This window comes from Peribacillus sp. FSL K6-1552 (genome assembly GCF_038005205.1).
GTDB lineage: Bacteria > Bacillota > Bacilli > Bacillales > DSM-1321 > Peribacillus > Peribacillus butanolivorans.
The window spans coordinates 5,782,214-5,799,690 of the sequence record NZ_JBBOST010000001.1 but is presented as its reverse complement, the minus strand read 5'-3'; the positions used below and the strand labels follow the sequence as shown (position 1 = coordinate 5,799,690).

At 37.7% G+C, this 17,477-nt stretch carries 15 protein-coding genes; 12 read left to right on the top strand and 3 right to left on the bottom strand.

Features of this window, described 5'->3' with window-relative positions; genetic code table 11:
* Window positions 1-2 precede the first annotated feature (2 nt).
* The 8 genes from walK (at window position 3) to rlmN (ending at window position 8,942) form a co-directional block, all read left to right on the top strand.
* Window positions 3-1,835, top strand: a complete 1,833-nt coding sequence (gene walK, locus NST21_RS27825; RefSeq protein WP_056521994.1) for a cell wall metabolism sensor histidine kinase WalK — start codon at window positions 3-5, stop codon at window positions 1,833-1,835.
* A complete protein-coding gene (locus NST21_RS27820) occupies window positions 1,832-3,160 on the top strand; it encodes a YycH family regulatory protein (protein ID WP_340892413.1) in 1,329 nt (442 codons plus the stop codon). Before walK ends, NST21_RS27820 begins: the two co-directional genes overlap by 4 nt.
* A complete protein-coding gene (locus NST21_RS27815; protein ID WP_056522000.1) occupies window positions 3,147-3,944 on the top strand; it encodes a two-component system regulatory protein YycI in 798 nt (265 codons plus the stop codon). The genes NST21_RS27820 and NST21_RS27815 overlap by 14 nt, the downstream gene beginning before the upstream one ends.
* Before the next feature lie 6 nt (window positions 3,945-3,950).
* Window positions 3,951-4,745, top strand: a complete 795-nt coding sequence (locus NST21_RS27810; RefSeq protein WP_340892412.1) for an MBL fold metallo-hydrolase — start codon at window positions 3,951-3,953, stop codon at window positions 4,743-4,745.
* A gap of 267 nt (window positions 4,746-5,012) precedes the next feature.
* The gene (locus tag NST21_RS27805; protein ID WP_340892411.1) at window positions 5,013-6,236 is read left to right on the top strand and encodes a S1C family serine protease; all 1,224 of its coding nucleotides are present in this window, start codon (window positions 5,013-5,015) and stop codon (window positions 6,234-6,236) included.
* A gap of 165 nt (window positions 6,237-6,401) precedes the next feature.
* The gene (locus tag NST21_RS27800) at window positions 6,402-6,566 is read left to right on the top strand and encodes a CxxH/CxxC protein (RefSeq protein WP_376182820.1); all 165 of its coding nucleotides are present in this window, start codon (window positions 6,402-6,404) and stop codon (window positions 6,564-6,566) included.
* 747 nt (window positions 6,567-7,313) lie between these two features.
* Window positions 7,314-7,793 carry a 23S rRNA (pseudouridine(1915)-N(3))-methyltransferase RlmH gene (gene rlmH / locus NST21_RS27795; protein WP_056522008.1) on the top strand — a complete coding sequence of 160 codons (480 nt, stop codon included), beginning with the start codon at window positions 7,314-7,316 and terminating at the stop codon, window positions 7,791-7,793.
* An 81-nt stretch (window positions 7,794-7,874) separates the two neighbouring features.
* Window positions 7,875-8,942, top strand: a complete 1,068-nt coding sequence (gene rlmN, locus NST21_RS27790) for a 23S rRNA (adenine(2503)-C(2))-methyltransferase RlmN (protein ID WP_340892410.1) — start codon at window positions 7,875-7,877, stop codon at window positions 8,940-8,942.
* Between the two features lie 349 nt (window positions 8,943-9,291).
* On the opposite strand, the gene NST21_RS27785 is transcribed toward rlmN, so the two are convergent.
* The gene (locus NST21_RS27785; protein ID WP_053348337.1) at window positions 9,292-9,624 is read right to left on the bottom strand and encodes a heme oxygenase; all 333 of its coding nucleotides are present in this window, start codon (window positions 9,622-9,624) and stop codon (window positions 9,292-9,294) included.
* 359 nt (window positions 9,625-9,983) lie between these two features.
* Here NST21_RS27785 and NST21_RS27780 point away from each other — a divergent pair, with 359 nt between their 5' ends.
* The 4 genes from NST21_RS27780 to NST21_RS27765 all read left to right on the top strand — a co-directional run bounded on the left by NST21_RS27780 (window position 9,984) and on the right by NST21_RS27765 (window position 14,248).
* The gene (locus NST21_RS27780; protein ID WP_340892409.1) at window positions 9,984-11,432 is read left to right on the top strand and encodes a DEAD/DEAH box helicase; all 1,449 of its coding nucleotides are present in this window, start codon (window positions 9,984-9,986) and stop codon (window positions 11,430-11,432) included.
* A gap of 371 nt (window positions 11,433-11,803) precedes the next feature.
* Window positions 11,804-12,703, top strand: a complete 900-nt coding sequence (locus NST21_RS27775) for a LysR family transcriptional regulator (protein ID WP_340892407.1) — start codon at window positions 11,804-11,806, stop codon at window positions 12,701-12,703.
* A gap of 298 nt (window positions 12,704-13,001) precedes the next feature.
* Complete coding sequence (locus tag NST21_RS27770; protein ID WP_340892406.1) at window positions 13,002-13,643, top strand: phosphate starvation-inducible protein PhoH; 642 nt, start codon at window positions 13,002-13,004, stop codon at window positions 13,641-13,643.
* A complete protein-coding gene (locus tag NST21_RS27765) occupies window positions 13,640-14,248 on the top strand; it encodes a hypothetical protein (protein ID WP_340892405.1) in 609 nt (202 codons plus the stop codon). Before NST21_RS27770 ends, NST21_RS27765 begins: the two co-directional genes overlap by 4 nt.
* 196 nt (window positions 14,249-14,444) lie before the next feature.
* Here the strand turns inward: NST21_RS27765 and pepT are convergent, their stop codons facing one another.
* The gene (gene pepT, locus NST21_RS27760; RefSeq protein WP_340892404.1) at window positions 14,445-15,680 is read right to left on the bottom strand and encodes a peptidase T; all 1,236 of its coding nucleotides are present in this window, start codon (window positions 15,678-15,680) and stop codon (window positions 14,445-14,447) included.
* Window positions 15,681-15,894: 214 nt separating this feature from the next.
* Complete coding sequence (locus NST21_RS27755) at window positions 15,895-17,352, bottom strand: alpha-amylase (RefSeq protein ID WP_340892403.1); 1,458 nt, start codon at window positions 17,350-17,352, stop codon at window positions 15,895-15,897.
* Between the last annotated feature and the right edge of the window lie 125 nt (window positions 17,353-17,477).

Below are 17,477 nucleotides of genomic sequence, written 5' to 3'. Positions count from 1 at the left end.
TTATGAAAAAGGTTGGTTTTTTTCGCTCAATTCATTTTAAATTTGTTCTGATTTATGTGTTGCTTATTTTCGTAGCGATGCAAATAATCGGGGTTTATTTTGTTGGGGAATTGGAAGAAAATCTTGTCGGGAACTTCACGAAATCGATCAAAGGCCGCGTTAACCTGCTTACCTACAGTATTGGTGAAGAAATGGAAAAAGAGAGGGGAGAGGAAGACCCAACCCTCGAAGAAGCGATTAATACGGTACTGAAGGATCGCGATAATTCATCGAACGATATTTCGGAAGTACGTGTTATTGACACACGCAGCAGACGCGTAATTGGAACCTCCGCCCCAGGCAACCAGGAAATCGTAGGGAAGAAGACAACAGAGGTCCTTATTAAAAATACGCTGATTTATGGAAAAGAAGATAGTGATATATTTCGAGATCAGAAAACTGGCAGGCGGCTTTGGGTTCTTTCGACACCTATTGAAGCAAATGGAGAGGTCATTGGCGCCGTCTATGTAATAGCTGAGATGGAGAATGTCTTTGAACAGATGGAAGAAATCAATAGTATCTTCATGACGGGTACGGCCATCGCCCTGGTCATTACTGCCATCTTGGGAATTCTGCTCGCACGAACGATCACCCGCCCCATGTCGGATATGAGAAAACAGGCACTGGTGATGGCGAAAGGGAATTTCTCTAGAAAGGTTAGGGTATATGGCGATGATGAAATTGGTCAGCTTGCTGTCACTTTCAATAATTTGACTAAAAAGCTTCAAGAGTCGCAATCTAGCACAGAAGGAGAACGACGTAAACTTTCATCTGTCCTCGCTAATATGACAGACGGTGTTATTTCAACTGATAGACGCGGTAGAGTGAACTTGATTAATGAACCAGCTGCACAATTACTTAATGTCTCACATGAAACCGTCATGAACCAACCTATCATTGAGGTTTTGGGCCTTGAAGAAGAATATAAATTTGAGGATTTACTGGAAGAACGAGAGTCCGTAATCCTTGATTACAGCAAAAAGGATCGGCCGTTCATTTTGAGGGGGAACTTTTCGGTCATTCAAAAGGAAACGGGATTCGTTAATGGATTGATCACTGTTTTGCATGATATTACAGAGCAGGAGAAAATTGAGGGTGAGCGTAGGGAGTTTGTTGCCAACGTGTCGCATGAGCTAAGAACACCGCTTACAACGATGAGGAGCTACCTGGAAGCATTGGCGGAAGGGGCTTGGAAGGACGAGGAAATCGCTCCATCCTTTTTAAGTGTGACCCAAAATGAAACGGAGCGAATGATCAGGCTTGTTAATGATCTGTTACAGCTTTCGAAAATGGACAGTAAAGATTACAGGCTTAAAACGGGCTGGGTGAATTTCAATAAATTCTATGACCATATCATCGATCGTTTTGAAATGACGAAAAATGATGACATCACGTTTAAGCGTGATCTGCCAAAGGAAGCTTATTTTGTGGATATTGATGAAGATAAAATCACTCAGGTTCTTTATAATGTAATCTCCAACTCATTAAAGTACTCACCTGAAGGGGGTCAAGTGACCTTCCACGTCAGGGCATCGGATGGCTTTATCGTTGTCAGCATTACAGATCAAGGAGTGGGCATCCCGAAAAACGTCATTGATAAAATATTCGACCGCTTCTACCGTGTGGATAAAGCAAGGGCCCGGAACTTAGGTGGGACAGGGCTTGGTTTAGCGATTGCAAAAGAGATGGTCGTGGCGCATGGTGGGAAAATATGGGCAGAAAGTGTGGATGGAAAAGGAACTACGGTGTTCTTTACACTTCCTTACGAACAGGAAGAAGAGGATGATTGGTCATGAATTTTGAACGTGCGAAAAGTATAATACTGATTATTTTAGTTGGGACTAGTATTTTTTTGACTTGGAGTATTTGGACGTACGAGCCTGAATATGATCAGTTTGACCAATCTGATCTTATAAGGATTAAAAGTGATGTTCAGATTGTCAGTGATGTCATTAAACCGGTTAGTATCCTTTTTCATAGCAATGGTCAACATTTTCAAACCTCCGATCCTGTAGAAATAGATAAAATGGAGAAAGAATTTTCTCAATGGCGTTTTACCGGCGTAAAAGAGCTATCCATGAAAAGGCTTCAAAGGAAATTTGATGATTTTGTTCATGAAGAGGGATCAGTGGAAATCGGATTTTCCGATGATGTTCCAATCTCCCTCTATAAAACGGTATTGGATATTGGGGATAAGGAATTGCCTAGCTTTTCTTTTGATCGCATCATCATTAAACAAAAAGATATCAGTGGTAATGAATCTGCGGTTTATTTTGTCTCTTACGAACAAGAGAAAATCTACCAAAGCATGGTCAGTACTAAAAGACTTAAAGATTTCATGGATGATTTTTATAATGATTCACACAAAAAATATCCTGAATACACAGCCCAAACCATAAACAGTAAAAGGACACTGTTTGTTCCGGAAAATTCTATAAAGATTAACAGATTTCAATATTATATTGACACATTTGATATTGGAAACCTGAAAGATGCGTTATTTAATTATCCCAAGTATGTACGACAGGATTCAGTTTCAGTCGGTGAGGAATACACGGATGGAACAAGACTGATGACGGTCAATAAAGAAAATTACCTAATTTCTTATATCAATCCGGCACAAAAGAGCATTGGCAGTTCCAGTGACCTTCTCCAAAAAAGCATTGATTTCATCAATGATCATACTGGTTGGGAAGATAACAATTACCGCTTTGCCTATATGTCGGAGAATGAGCAACGAGTGGTATTCCGCTTATTCGTAAATGGTTATCCGGCCTTCAATGAATCCGGAATGACAGAAATCGAGCAAATTTGGGGAAAAGAAGAAATTTATAGCTATGAGCGTCCCTACTTTTCACTTGCTTCTGTCCTTCCTTCAGAAGGATCGGTAAAAACTTTACCAAATGGCAGGGAAGTACTGAATCAGTTGAAATCTAAGGAAAATATTGATTTCAAGAGTGTGGAGGACATCTCGGTTGGTTATAAGCTGAATAAGTCGTTAGATTCCAAGCTTGTTACTCTTGTTACACTTGACCCCACTTGGTATTATCGTATCGGCGATAAATGGTTTATTGTGCCTTTTGATGAAGACTCAGGAGGCGATCAAAGTGGATTGGAATAATACAAAGTCAATTTTCATCATGGTTTTCTTCGTTTTGAATATTTTTCTTCTTTATCAATTCCTGGAAAAGATTAATGACTCCCAAATTGAAAATTTCACGGAGTCCTCAACGGAAGAACTCTTGAAGGAAGATGATATTTCAATAGAAGTCCCAATTTCGAAACAAAAAGTGAAGGATCAATTCTTGATTGCTAAAAGTAAAAATTTCGAGAAGAAAGATTTACAGTACCTGAAAAATCAAAAAGCGAAAATTATAGACGATAAGAACCTTGTCGGTACATTTAAAACGCCGGTTAGTATGAATGATAAAATTCATGCTGCCGATGTTGAGATATTCTTGAAGGAGTATATCTTGAATGGTAATGATTATCGCTTTTGGAGCTATGATCAAATCAACCAGACCATCATCTGCTATCAAGTGGCAGATAAAAAGATGTTTTATAATAATAGTAAGGGTAAGGTCACTTTATATCTGAACAAGAAGGGTGAAATCGTTTCCTATGAACAGATGTATTTAGAGGGGATTAAAAAATTCAATAAACCTAAAGAATTGGTATCTGCTTTAAATGCTATTAGAGCATTGTATGATAATGGTGATATTGATCCCAAAAGCAAAGTGACTAATGTACAACTAGGTTTTTATAATTCTCTGCAGACGACATCTGTGTCACATTTACTTGTGCCAACATGGTGGGTGGTCTTGGATAACGAAACGGATCTATTCGTGAATGCTTTTGATGGAGAGGTCATTGAATTAAATACAGAAGAAAAAATACTGGAGTGAGTATAGATGACTATGCATTTTAGTGTTCTCGCAAGCGGGAGTACAGGAAATGCCTTTTTCGTGGAAACGGAGGATCAATCTTTTCTTGTCGATGCCGGTTTAAGCGGTAAAGCCTTAGAAGCGTTGTTTCAGGATATAGGCCGTGATATGTCGAAGCTATCCGGAATCCTTGTTACCCATGAACACAGCGACCATATTAAAGGTCTTGGCGTGGTTGCTAGAAAACATAAACTCCCGATATATGCGAATGCAAAGACATGGAGTGCCATGGAGCGTTCAATCGGTGAAATTACTGTCGAACAAAAATTCACATTTGAAATGGAGCAAGTCAAAACATTCGGCAGTCTTAATATAGAATCCTTTGGTGTATCTCATGATGCTGCAGAACCAATGTTTTACGTGTTTCATCATGAAGATAAGAAGCTTGTGGTTATTACTGATACAGGATACGTAAGTGATCGGATGAAAGGTATTATCTCGAATGCTGATGCCTATGTATTTGAAAGTAATCATGATGTATCTATGTTGAGGATGGGAAAATATCCGTGGAGCATTAAGCGCAGAATTTTAAGTGATGTTGGTCATGTTTGTAATGAGGACGCCGCTCTTGCAATGAGTGAAGTGGCCGGAGATAAGACAAAGCGGATTTACCTGGCCCACTTGAGTCTTGATAACAATATGAAGGACCTAGCAAGAATGTCAGTAGAACAAACTTTAAAGACAAAAGGAATCATCGTCGGTGAACAATTTTCTCTGTATGATACGGATCCGAAAAAACCGACAGAGCTTGTTACGTTATAAATAAAAGGAATGGATGAGGGAAACCTTGTTCATTCCTTTTTATTTATAAAATATATAAGTTACTAACCGGATTAAAAGGGGTATCGTTTGGTTAGAACTATATAGGAAAATAGAAAAGTTGCTGCATATTATTCAATTTTAAGTTTACCCTTAAATAAGGGCGTACATTTTTTTAGAAAAATTCGGTTAAATGAGTATAATTAAGGGAGGATACCAAACAATAGTAGTTGCTATAATTCATTCCTAAAATGAGAGGATGGAGCTGTCTTGGGTTATTATGATCAGAATGATGAGAACCAAAACAAAAAGAGAAAGGGGAGCCATACGAGCTATTTTCTTTCAGGCTTGGGAGGCGCCATCATTGGGGCATTACTTATTTTATTAGCTTTTCCGGGAAGTGGACTGTTGATTAACGAAAGCAGCGAAAATACAACAGAGAAATCAACTGATAGTGAATCGATGAAGCAGACACAGCAAAGCCTGTCTGTAGATGTGACAAGTGCCGTCACTGATGCTGTTGATAAGGCTAGCGACGCGGTAGTCGGCATCACAAATATTCAGGAAACAACTTTCTGGGGCCAGCAGGGAAAAAATGAGAGCAGTTCTGCTGAAGCCGGTACTGGTTCTGGTGTCGTTTATAAAAAAGATGGCGGTAAAGCCTATATTGTTACAAACAACCACGTCATTGAAGACGCAAATGAATTGGAAGTCACGTTAAGTGATGGAACTAAACTACCAGCGGAACTACAAGGTAGTGACCCATGGACAGACCTTGCCGTCATAGTAGTAGATGGAGATAAAATTAAGACCATTGCCGAGTTCGGGAAATCTGAAAAACTGAAACCTGGAGAGCCTGTCATTGCCATTGGTAACCCGCTAGGTCTTCAATTCTCTGGATCCATTACACAAGGGATCATTTCCGGTTTGGAACGTACAATTGAAGTGGATATCAATGAAGACGGACAGGTGGATTGGAATGCAGAGGTTATTCAAACCGATGCGGCGATTAACCCAGGGAACAGTGGAGGGGCACTTGTTAATATGTCCGGGCAGGTCATCGGAATCAATTCCATGAAGATTGCAGAAAATGCAGTGGAAGGAATCGGGCTTTCCATTCCGATTGATTCAGTTATTCCAATTATTAATGATATCGAGGAATATGGTGAAGTTAAACGTGCATTCTTAGGTGTGAATTTAGCATCTGTAGAAGAAATTTCTCAATACCATCAGCAGAATACATTAAAGTTGCCAAAGAAAGTTACTGCGGGCGTTGCAATAACAGGTGTTCAAAGTAACTCTCCAGCTGATAAAGCAGGTCTAGCAGAATTTGATGTCATCGTTGGAATGGATAATGAAGAAATCCATGACGTAGTAGAATTAAGAAAGTATCTTTACAATGATAAGAAAATCGGTGACAAGGTTAAAATCATCTATTACCGTGATGGAAAGAAAGAAACCACGGAAGTCACGCTTTCAAGCAGCGAAATCTAAAGAACACAAGGACAGGGAGCCAATACTTCCTGTCTTTTGCTTGCGACTTTCTTGTTTTTTGATACGATTACTTGTGGATATTTGCTAAAAGCTAAAGAAACCAATCAAATTGTGGATAAATAGGTGCAGCATTATTAGTAACATAAATAAAGAAGAGGAGGATGTATGATGGAATTATATTGCTGTCAGGAACACGTAGATATGGCGTTGGATGAAGTGGTATATGAGTGTGAAACGTACCCTGTTTTAACATTCATTTCTGAAGAAAAACAGTTATCAACAACCTGTGAATATTGTCGAAACGTGGCAATATATCTAGTAGGGAACTAATATTCCCATACAAGATGTGGATAGAAATTGTGGATATGTGGATAACTATTGTGGATAACGTGTTTGTAACCTGTTCTTAACATGTTCTTAACATTTTTACAAAGTAGAAACTAGAGCATGGAATTGACGTATATTTAAACCTTTGATGCTCTATATGAGATAAAAGGTCATTAGAATTAAAAAAGAGTTTTTATGGCTGCAAAATAAAGACAGGGAAGCGAATTCTTATTAAAATAATCAGCTCTGCCTATCTAGGCAACCTTAGTTTTATACAAAATTTGTCGATAAAATTCATATCAAGATTTAATGGGATTATATTATGAAGGAATTTCATAGTTTATCAGGGACAAAATTATATAAAGCGTCAATAAAAGTCATTATTGGAATAATGATGACTGGAATACTGTTATATTAAGGCGTTCTAGTTCAATAGGTTTGATTTTTTATTTTCATTTTTTGTTGGTTCTACTTTTGGTTACATTACTCTTGAGTTATTCTAGAAAAGAAACAAATGTACATTATTCACTTATGAATGAAGGAAGCCGTTGCCACTTTTTTAAGGAGGAAGCGGCTTTTTAATATAAAGATGATAGTTGAATCATTATTTATAGTGGTTATAAATGTAATGGACTTATCCAAAACTGGAAAGGATATGCTTGTTTTGCTTATAGGTCCCTCTAAGGTATGATAATAGGTAGGCAAATCCAACAAATGATACTAAAACATAATGAAAGTTAGAGGATATATATGAAAATAACGATTATTACTGTTGGCAAGCTAAAAGAAAAATACTTAAAGCAAGGAATTGCTGAATATACAAAACGTTTAAGTGCCTATGCTAATATAGAACTTATTGAAGTACCAGATGAAAAAGCCCCGGAGAACCTTAGTGCAGCGGATATGGACATTGTAAAACAAAAGGAAGGTGAGCGAATCTTAGCTAAAATCAGCCAAGACACCTACGTTATTACACTTGAAATCAATGGCAAACAGCTCACCTCTGAGCAGCTAGCATCTCATATTGACCAGCTAGCTACTTATGGAAAAAGTAAAATTGCTTTTATTATTGGTGGTTCTCTGGGGCTTAGCTCAGAGGTGATTTCAAGAAGTGATTATGCACTTTCCTTTTCTAAAATGACCTTTCCGCATCAGCTAATGAAGTTGGTTCTGTTGGAGCAAATATATAGAGCATTTAGAATAAATAGAAATGAACCGTATCATAAATAAATTTGCCAATTCAGAGGAATTGCTTATAAGGTTTTTTGAGTTGTAGAATTAAATTTTAATGTTATGAAAAGAGGGTAACGTATGAATAAAGAGTCCATTTATGGTTTAACATTCGATCAATTGACAGCGTGGCTTTTGGAACATGGTCATAAAAAGTTTAGAGCTTCACAAGTCTGGGAGTGGCTTTATAGGAAGCGTGTAACAGATTTCTCTGAAATGACAGATGTAAATAAAGAGTGCATTCAATTACTGAAAGATAACTTTTTCATCCAAACTTTAACTGAGCATGTTAAGCAAGAGTCAGCGGATGGAACGATTAAGTTCTTGTTTAAATTACAGGATGGAAACCTCATCGAAACGGTTATGATGAGGCATAAATACGGGATTTCGGTTTGTGTCACCACACAGGTAGGATGTAATATTGGTTGCAGTTTCTGTGCAAGTGGTCTATTAGCCAAAAGTCGAGATTTATCTAGTGGGGAAATTGTAGAACAGATTATGAACGTTCAACTGCATCTAGATAAATTGGAAAAAGAAGACATTGTTAGTCATGTAGTTGTAATGGGAATTGGCGAGCCGTTTGACAACTTTGAAAATATGATAGACTTTTTAAAGGTAATTATGGACCATAAAGGGCTTGCTATCGCTGCAAGGCGTATCACTGTATCGACTAGTGGACTTGCCAACAAGATTTATGAATTCACAGATACTCAATTACAGGTAAACCTGGCAATATCATTGCATGCACCGAATAATGAACTTAGAACCCGGATAATGAAAATAAACCGAGGTATTCCAATAGAAAAATTAATGAAATCGCTTGATTATTATTTAGAAAAAACAAATAGAAGAATTACTATTGAGTATATCCTATTGAAAGATGTAAATGATCATAAAGAAGAAGCCGAGCAACTTGCCAATCTTCTTGATGACAAAAAACATCGGCTTTATGTTAACTTAATTCCATATAATCCTGTAGATGAACATAGTCAATATCAAAGAAGTGAGAAAGAGTCAGTTCTCTCGTTTTATGATACGTTGAAAAAGAGAGGCGTAAATTGTAAAATCCGCCAAGAGCATGGAACGGATATTGATGCGGCCTGCGGACAGTTAAGAAGTAAACAAATTAAAAAGGCTGAAGTTCAATAAGAATTTGATGAATAAAGGCCAAAATTCAACAGAAAAAACAGTATGTTATTGAACACATACTGTTTTTTCTGATTTATTAAATGATGAAAGGTCGATTTAATTGTAACGACGGACGAATAATCTCTTTGAAGGTCGAATTATACCTCACGACGGTCGAATAATCTCCCAGAAGGTCGAAATCTACTTCGTGAAGGTCGAAAAATCACTCAGAAGGTCGAAATATACTTCGCGACGGTCGAAAAATCACTCAGAAGGTCAAATATACCTCGCGACGGTCGAAAAATCACTCAGAAGGTCGAAATCTACTTCGTGAAGGTCGAACTTCGTTCAAAACTCTTATTGAAGTTTCTTATTTAGCTATTTCTTTTACGGAGGCAACTTCATAAGTAGTAAGTTCACTGCCTAGAATAGGTGATTCTTTTTTTGCTTCATCGGAACTAGGTTCAGGTCGTTTATGTGCAGCTTTAAACGCATCACTATTTCTCCAAGCAGTAAAGTTATCAAGGTTTTCCCAGTACATATTTACATTTAGTTCATCATGATCTGTTAAGTTTTGTGTTAATAATACTTCTACTTTTACGAAGCCTTCTGTTGTATCAAGTGGACCTGGTGCGGTAAATCCTGGGGCCATAACTGCACCCATCCCTTTTTTAACTCTAATTCTATTCGTTACGATTATCATAAATCAACGCTCCTTTTAGAGTTTTCCTTTTTTTAACACTCTTGTATCATACATATTTTAGCATATTAGCAGGAATATAATCTATTTTGATTAATCAAAGCAAAGGTTAAGAAGGTTGAAAGAAATAATTTTTCGGAAAGCAACCTTTCACTCAAAATAGGTAAGGGAGTTTCATTTTATTATTTTTTAAAAGACATGTCTTTTAAAAATCGAAGAATAGATCACATGAAAAAAGCATCTAGTAGTTTGGTTATTACGAGGTTTATCACTTCATATCGCGTATAATAGAAATCAGTATAAGGAAATAACGATTGTGGAAACAATAAAGTAAGATACTAAACAACAAAAGAGGCTATTATATGACTGAATTAAGTTTTACTGATTATACATTAAGTGATGAAATTGTAAGGGCATTGGAGAGTCTGGGTTATCAGCAACCAACGGAAGTTCAACGTGAAGTGATTCCTGTTGCATTGAAAAGAAAGGATCTTGTCGTGAAGTCGCAAACAGGGAGTGGTAAGACAGCTGCATTTGGCATACCGATCTGCGATATGGTTGATTGGCAGGAGAATAAGCCGCAGGCACTTATTTTAACACCTACGCGAGAGCTTGCTGTACAGGTGAAAGAGGATATTACGAATATAGGTAGATTTAAACGAATTAAAGCAACAGCGGTTTATGGAAAATCTCCATTTGCTCTACAAAAAGCAGAACTTAAACAAAAAAGTCATGTAGTTGTAGGAACGCCAGGACGAGTACTCGATCATATTGAAAAAGGTACGTTTGTTTTGGAGCGCTTAACACATTTGGTTATTGATGAAGCGGATGAAATGTTAAATATGGGGTTCATCGAACAAGTGGAAGCCATTATTAAAGAGCTTCCAAAAAACCGAGTTACCATGTTGTTTTCTGCTACTTTACCAGAGAGTATAAAGAAACTTTGTCAAAAATATATGAACGATCCTTTAGATATTGAGATTAAGGCAACGGGCATAACGACTGAAAAGATTGAACATGCCCTAATCGAAGTGAAGGAAGATGATAAGTTTTCCTTGCTTAAAGACGTTACAATCACTGAGAATCCTGATAGCTGCATCATTTTTTGTCGGACGAAAGATCGGGTGGACGAAGTATGTGAAAAGTTAATGGATTTAGATTATCCTTGCGATATGATTCATGGAGGTATGCTTCAAGAAGATCGTCTTGCTGTGATGAACGAGTACAGAAGAGGTGAATTCCGCTATTTAGTTGCTACAGATGTAGCTGCAAGGGGAATTGACATTGATAATATTACTCATGTTATTAATTATGATCTTCCACTAGAAAAAGAAAGCTATGTACATCGAACTGGAAGAACAGGTCGAGCTGGTAAAAAAGGGAAAGCCATTACTTTCGTGACACCGTACGAAGATAAGTTCCTTAAAGAGATTCAAAGCTATATCGGATTTGACATCCCTAAAATCTCGCCTCCATCAGAAGAAGATGTCTCGAATAAGTTGAATGATTTTGAAGCGAAACTAGAGGCTCGTCCCAAAATAAAAAAAGATAAAAGTGAACAATTGAATAAACAAATCATGAAGCTATATTTTAATGGCGGTAAGAAAAAGAAAATCAGGGCCGTTGATTTCGTGGGTACAATTGCGAAGATTGATGGTGTCAAAGCCGAAGATATTGGAATTATCACCATTCAGGACAATGTTTCCTATGTGGAAATATTGAATGAAAAGGGACCTCTTGTTTTGAAAGTGATGAAAAATACGAAAGTCAAAGGTAAGCTTTTAAAGGTTTCAGAGGCCTTTAAGAACTAAAAGAGAATGATAAATAAAGAAGCGGTAAAGATGAATGATTGGTCTTTGCCGCTTCTTTATTTTTGTTATTGATTATTTATGAGAAATTTTTACTCCGTTATATAGCGGTTAGATAGGGCAATCACATGCTAGAAAAGTAACTTCAATTAAGAGATGTCTAACATCTTTTCATTATACAAAGGCTCATAGCGGCAGGAGTATAAAGGAAACTACATAGAAATACTCCTTTAAGTTGAATTTTAAGGAACAGCATATGAAAGAGAAAGTATAGATGCATTTTTGACATGGACAGGATGAGCATGTCCTGATAGTATATAAATGATAATGATTATCATTTTCATAAAAGGACGGTCTTGAGGGGGAAAAAACACATGAATACACTGGAGAAAATGGAGACGTTTATCGTACTTGCCGAGTGTCGCTCTTTCACAGAGGCTGCCCGCCGACTTTATTGCTCACAACCTACTATTAGTCATCATATCAATCACTTAGAACAAGACTTTGATTCAAGACTTTTTCATCGTACTGGTAGGAAAGTAGAGTTAACGAAGCAAGGGGAAGTTCTCTTGACTTATGCAAAACAGATTCTGAGTCTTGTGGATGAGGCTTCAGTAACGATAAAAAAGGTAGACTACTTTGAACAGACACTCTCGGTATTCGTCAGCAATTATATTGCGGATTACTTCTTTGCGGATCTTCTCCATCAATACAAGGAGATTTCACGAAAGAAGTGCATTGAAATCAATAGTTTTTGTTACGATGATTTAAAGAGAAGCCTTCAAGATAACTTGACCAATTTTGCAATCATGCCAATCTATCCTGAAGACTACTATTTAATGGACCACTATGACACGTCAGTTTTATTCGAGGATGAACTATCCCTGATTTTCCCAAACGATTATTTATGGGATACAAGAAAAACACTTTACTGCCGTGATTTACATAACAAAACCGTCCTCTTGCCAAAGAGTCATTACTTACAGCAATATATCAAGAGTCATTTACGTAGTCGACAAGTTAAGGTGAGGTATTTACAAATGAGCAACTTTGAATTAATCAAAAAGGCTGTAAAAGCTGGACATGGGATTGCCTTTCTACCTAGCTTTGCTGTTGCGGAGGAATTAAGTAAAGGAGAGTTAGTTTCAAGGCCGGTATCAGGGCTATCAATTAAGCGGAAAAACGGATTAGTAATCCGTAAGAATACTCAGCTTACAGATTATGAACAGGATTTTTGTAATAAGTTAAAGCAACATTTCCTTCAATTCGTTTAAGATCCTCATCGAGAGGATTTTTTTTATTTGTATAACTAACCTTTGTATTAAGAAAATGAATAGTGCCATTCATAAATATTACAAAAGGAATATGGCGGCAATGAAACTAAGGATTATCATAAAAAAGCAGAATAATCGATATTGATAATCATTATCAACTTTGGTAGTTTGAGATTACACAAAGGCCTGAACCACAAAGGTGATTCTGATAATTAAGGATGTAGAAGGAAGCTATGAAGATATCGCCAACATCTGTTTTAAGCAAAGTTTGATAGATGCATTGTTGAGGAGGAAAAAAATGAATGAGAAAAAAAACGACTTTCTGATGCTTGATACAGGAAGCTATTTTGGAAAAGCAAGGGTGAACGACCCTAAGTATCAGGAGGATTTTACATTTATTGATACTTACGAACTACCAGATATTGATTTAAAACCTTTTAAATGCCTGGTTATCCAGGGTTTAATAGATCAGAAATTTTTATATAAACATAAAGAGTTAATTCATGAATTTTTAAATGATAAAAAAGTCATCGTTTTTTGTGGCAACATATTTATGGATTGGCTACCAGGGGGCTCGAACTTTATCCCTAAAACGATACACAGTTTTCAAGACTATGTTGTATCAGTCCACCAACCCCACCCGATTTTTGAAGGGGTGGAAGAGGATGATATGACCTATAATAAAGGGGTTTCAGGCTTTTTTGCAAGAGGTCATCACCCAATTCCTGATAGAGCTGAGGTTTTGTTGACGTTACCTGGTGGAGAACCAATCACATATATTGATAGGGACAGCACAAAAGGAACAATTCTTGTTCATTCAGGAAACGATTTATTTGGTTCGATGAATGTGAAAAAAACAACAGTCCGTATTAGCTTCCAACTCATGCAGTGGGTACGGAATGAATACCAAATACTTCAAGAGAAGAGTGAAGTGAAATGAGGAAAATTGCAGTAATTGACGGTGGTAGTTCACAGCACCATCGGACATATACCGAGCCGAAATATCGTAAATATATTGATACGTTAATTTATCTTCCTAATCTAGTTGAAACGTCAATTGATGAATTTGATGTCCTGCTCCTTCCTTCCCAACTACATATGGGCCTTCTCATGAAGTCCATGGATAAAATATATGAATTCGCTAATAGGGGTGGGATCATTGTGTCTTTTGGTCCACAGCTGAATGAATGGATTCCAGGCCATAATTGGGAGTTCAGGGAAACGAATTTTTGGTGGTGGCTTGAAAAGGATCCCCAAAGCGGTTTAGTTCTTCAAAAGCCTGACCATGATTTATTCAGCCGCTATCTAACACTTGCTGATTCGACTTGGCATCAGCATGGCGTATATTGGCCGCCTAAAGGTTCAGATATCCTTGTTTCTACTGAGGACGGTGGAGCCGTTCTTTATATTGATAAGGTCAGTACAAAAGGTACTTGGGTAGTTATGACTCTTGACCCTGATTACCATTATGGCTCTTATTTTATGCCAGCAACGGAAAGGTTTCTGAATGGATTCTTCCCTTGGCTTGCTGAAGGCGATGTATAATGATGTAATTTGAAAATCTTCCAAAAGGTAGCCGTTTCGGATACAAATAGTGAATCTACTGCTGCCTTTATCGATGCGATTGCTCAGCACCGTCATTGGGCACGTTCTTAATTCTTGAATGTAAAAACCCAGACTTTAAGGAGTCTGGGTTTTTAGTGTGATTTAGAAATTATTATTGTAATAACTCTCCACATCTTTAATTTGCTTTTTCCTCAAAGAGAGAGACAATTCCAACAATCACGTTGGTGGCCTTCATCATATTATCGACGGAAATGAATTCGTATTTGCCATGAAAGTTCTCGCCGCCTGTAAAAATATTTGGTGTTGGTAGGCCCATATACGATAGTTGAGAACCGTCCGTACCACCGCGGATTGGTGAGATTTTTGGTTTGATTCCGAGTTTCTCCATTGCTTCATAGGCAATGTCGACGATTTCTTTGACCGGCTCGATTTTTTCCTTCATGTTGTAGTATTGATCATTCAATTCAAGAAGGATTTGATTTTGACCATATTTTTCTCTTAATTCTTCGGTGATTTTCGCTATATAGTTCTTACGGTTGTTAAATTGTTGGCGGTCAAAATCTCGAATAATGTAAGAAAGCTTGGTTTCCTCAACATCTCCGTGAAATGAAAGGAGATGATAAAATCCTTCGTAACCATCTGTATATTCCGGTGCCTCTTCTCGAGGGAGCCTGCTGTGGAGCTCCATGGCAATCTTAGCCGAGTTGATCATCTTCCCTTTGGCAGTACCAGGGTGTATATTGGTCCCTTTGACAGTGATCTTGGCTGATGCCGCATTAAAGCTCTCATATTCAAGTTCACCAAGTGGACCGCCATCTACTGTATAGGCAAATTGAGCATCGAAAGCAGCTACATCAAACTTATGTGGTCCTCTGCCGATTTCTTCATCGGGAGTAAAGGCCACACGGACTTTTCCATGTTTGATTTCTGGATGATGAATTAAATAATCCATAGCTGTCATAATTTCGGCAATGCCAGCCTTATTATCTGCGCCGAGTAGGGTAGTTCCATCCGTTGTGATTAAGGTATGCCCTTTATAGTCGTTAAGCGAAGGAAAATCATTAGGTGATAGGATGACATTCAACTTTTCATGTAAAGTAAGATCACTACCATCATAATTTTCAACAATTTGCGGTTTTACATCTTTCCCAGTAAAATCCGTCGCCGTATCAATATGAGCCAAAAATCCGATGGTCGGTACTTTCTTTTCTGAATTGGCAGGCAAAGTCGCCATAACATAGCCATTTTTATCAATTGTCACTTCTGTCATCCCGATTGCTTGTAATTCCTCTACCAATGTATTTGCGAGAGTTAACTGTCCGGTTGTAGAAGGACATGTGGGATTTTCCTCATTGGATTGCGTATCCACCTTTACATAGGAAGTAAATCTTTTAATAATTTCATTTTTCATTTTTCCCTCAGCTCCTTTTTCCCTTATCTTACCATGTTTGATTAGGATGAAAAAATCATCTTTGTTCTAGTGGAGGAACAATTCGTCCTTCTATCTTCTTTAGATATGAACTTTAAAATAGATTTTGTACAAAAATGCAAAGAGCAGCATGTTATTACCCACATGCTGTTCTTTGCTGTTGTTTTTTGAAAGCATGGTCTAAGAGCATGTACTTTTACATATTCAACGCCCAAACAGATACACTTTTTCCATGAACAGGAAATGTTGCGAAACCATCTTCTTCAATGGTGATATGATCATCTCTATGAAAGGTCAGGTCAATCCAGATTTCACCAGCACGATGTTCACCGACGAACATCCTTTTTTCACTGTTGTGGTCTCCATTGGAAACAATGACAGCACATCCAGACCCTTCTAGTTCTTCGACTCCAAGTCGGACCCAGCCTATCGTGTTTGGATCATTGAAATAGTCTTCTTGTTTTCCATAGGCTTTTTCATATCGAGCAAATAAGAGGCGGTCTAAAATATCCTTTTTTCCAGGAACTGGAGAAGGTCCGCCGATTCCATAATAGTCTCCGTAAAAGACACAGGGGTAACCGCAAAGTCTTAGCAAGATAAGGGCATATGCTGATGGTTTAAACCAGTCCTTTACCCAGGATTCTAGTGATTCATGTGGCTGGGAGTCATGGTTGTCGACAAAAGTAACGGCCTGTGCCGGATTGGTTTTAACGAGGGTATGATCAAAGATGGTTGAGAGGTCGAACTTAGAGCCTGCTTTTGAGGCTTCATGAAATTTATAATGCAGAGAAACATCGAACAAGTTGAGGTCATGATTTGTTTGTTCTAAGTAAGTTTGGCAAGCCTTCACATCGGCCTTCCAAAATTCTCCGACCATGAAGAAATGTTCCTTTGTATAAGGGAGGAGTTCCTGTAAAAAATCATTAATAAATTCATAATCAATATGTTTTACAGCGTCCAATCGAAAACCATCGCATTTTAACGTGTCGACCATCCATTTTCCCCAGCTAATCATCTCCTGGCGAACTTTTGGCTGACTGTAATCGATGTTGGCAAACATTAAGTAATCGTAGTTACCAAATTCATCAATAACATGCTTATTCCAATGTTTATTTTCCCCTGTTATCCGGTACACACCCATTTTGTCGTTTCCGGCATCATAGTCCGTTCCATTAAAATGAGAATGGTTCCATTTAAAATCAGAGTATTGATTATTACGGCCTGGAAAATCGAATGTTGTCCAACCTTCAATTTCAAATGGTTCTGAAATGTCTTCCATCCGGTTGTCCGGGTTGACTTCAATGACTTCAAATTTTTCAGTTCTATCAGCTCCAGCCTTATGGTTCATAACTAGATCGATATACACGCAAAGCCCGTAGTTATGACATGTAGCTATTGCTTGAAGCAATTCCTCTTTTGTTCCGTATTTGGTTCGAACGGATCCTTTTTGGTCGAATTCACCCAAATCGTATCCGTCATAAATTCCATAGCCGTTATCCCCTACGGATTGCCCTTTTGTAACTGGCGGAAGCCAAACACAGTCAATTCCTATATCTTTCAACTTGGAAGCCTCATACTTCAATCTGTCCCAATGAGAGCCATCTGCTTCAAGATGCCACTCGAAAAATTGCATCATTGTATGATTTCTTTTCATTCGTTCCCCCCCTGACACCGACACGTTTTGACAAGATTGATAATGGACAATCGGAAAATTAATGATGGAAATCTTTACCCCGTATATAAAAATAATAAACAAGTATCCAGTCTCTCTGAATAGAG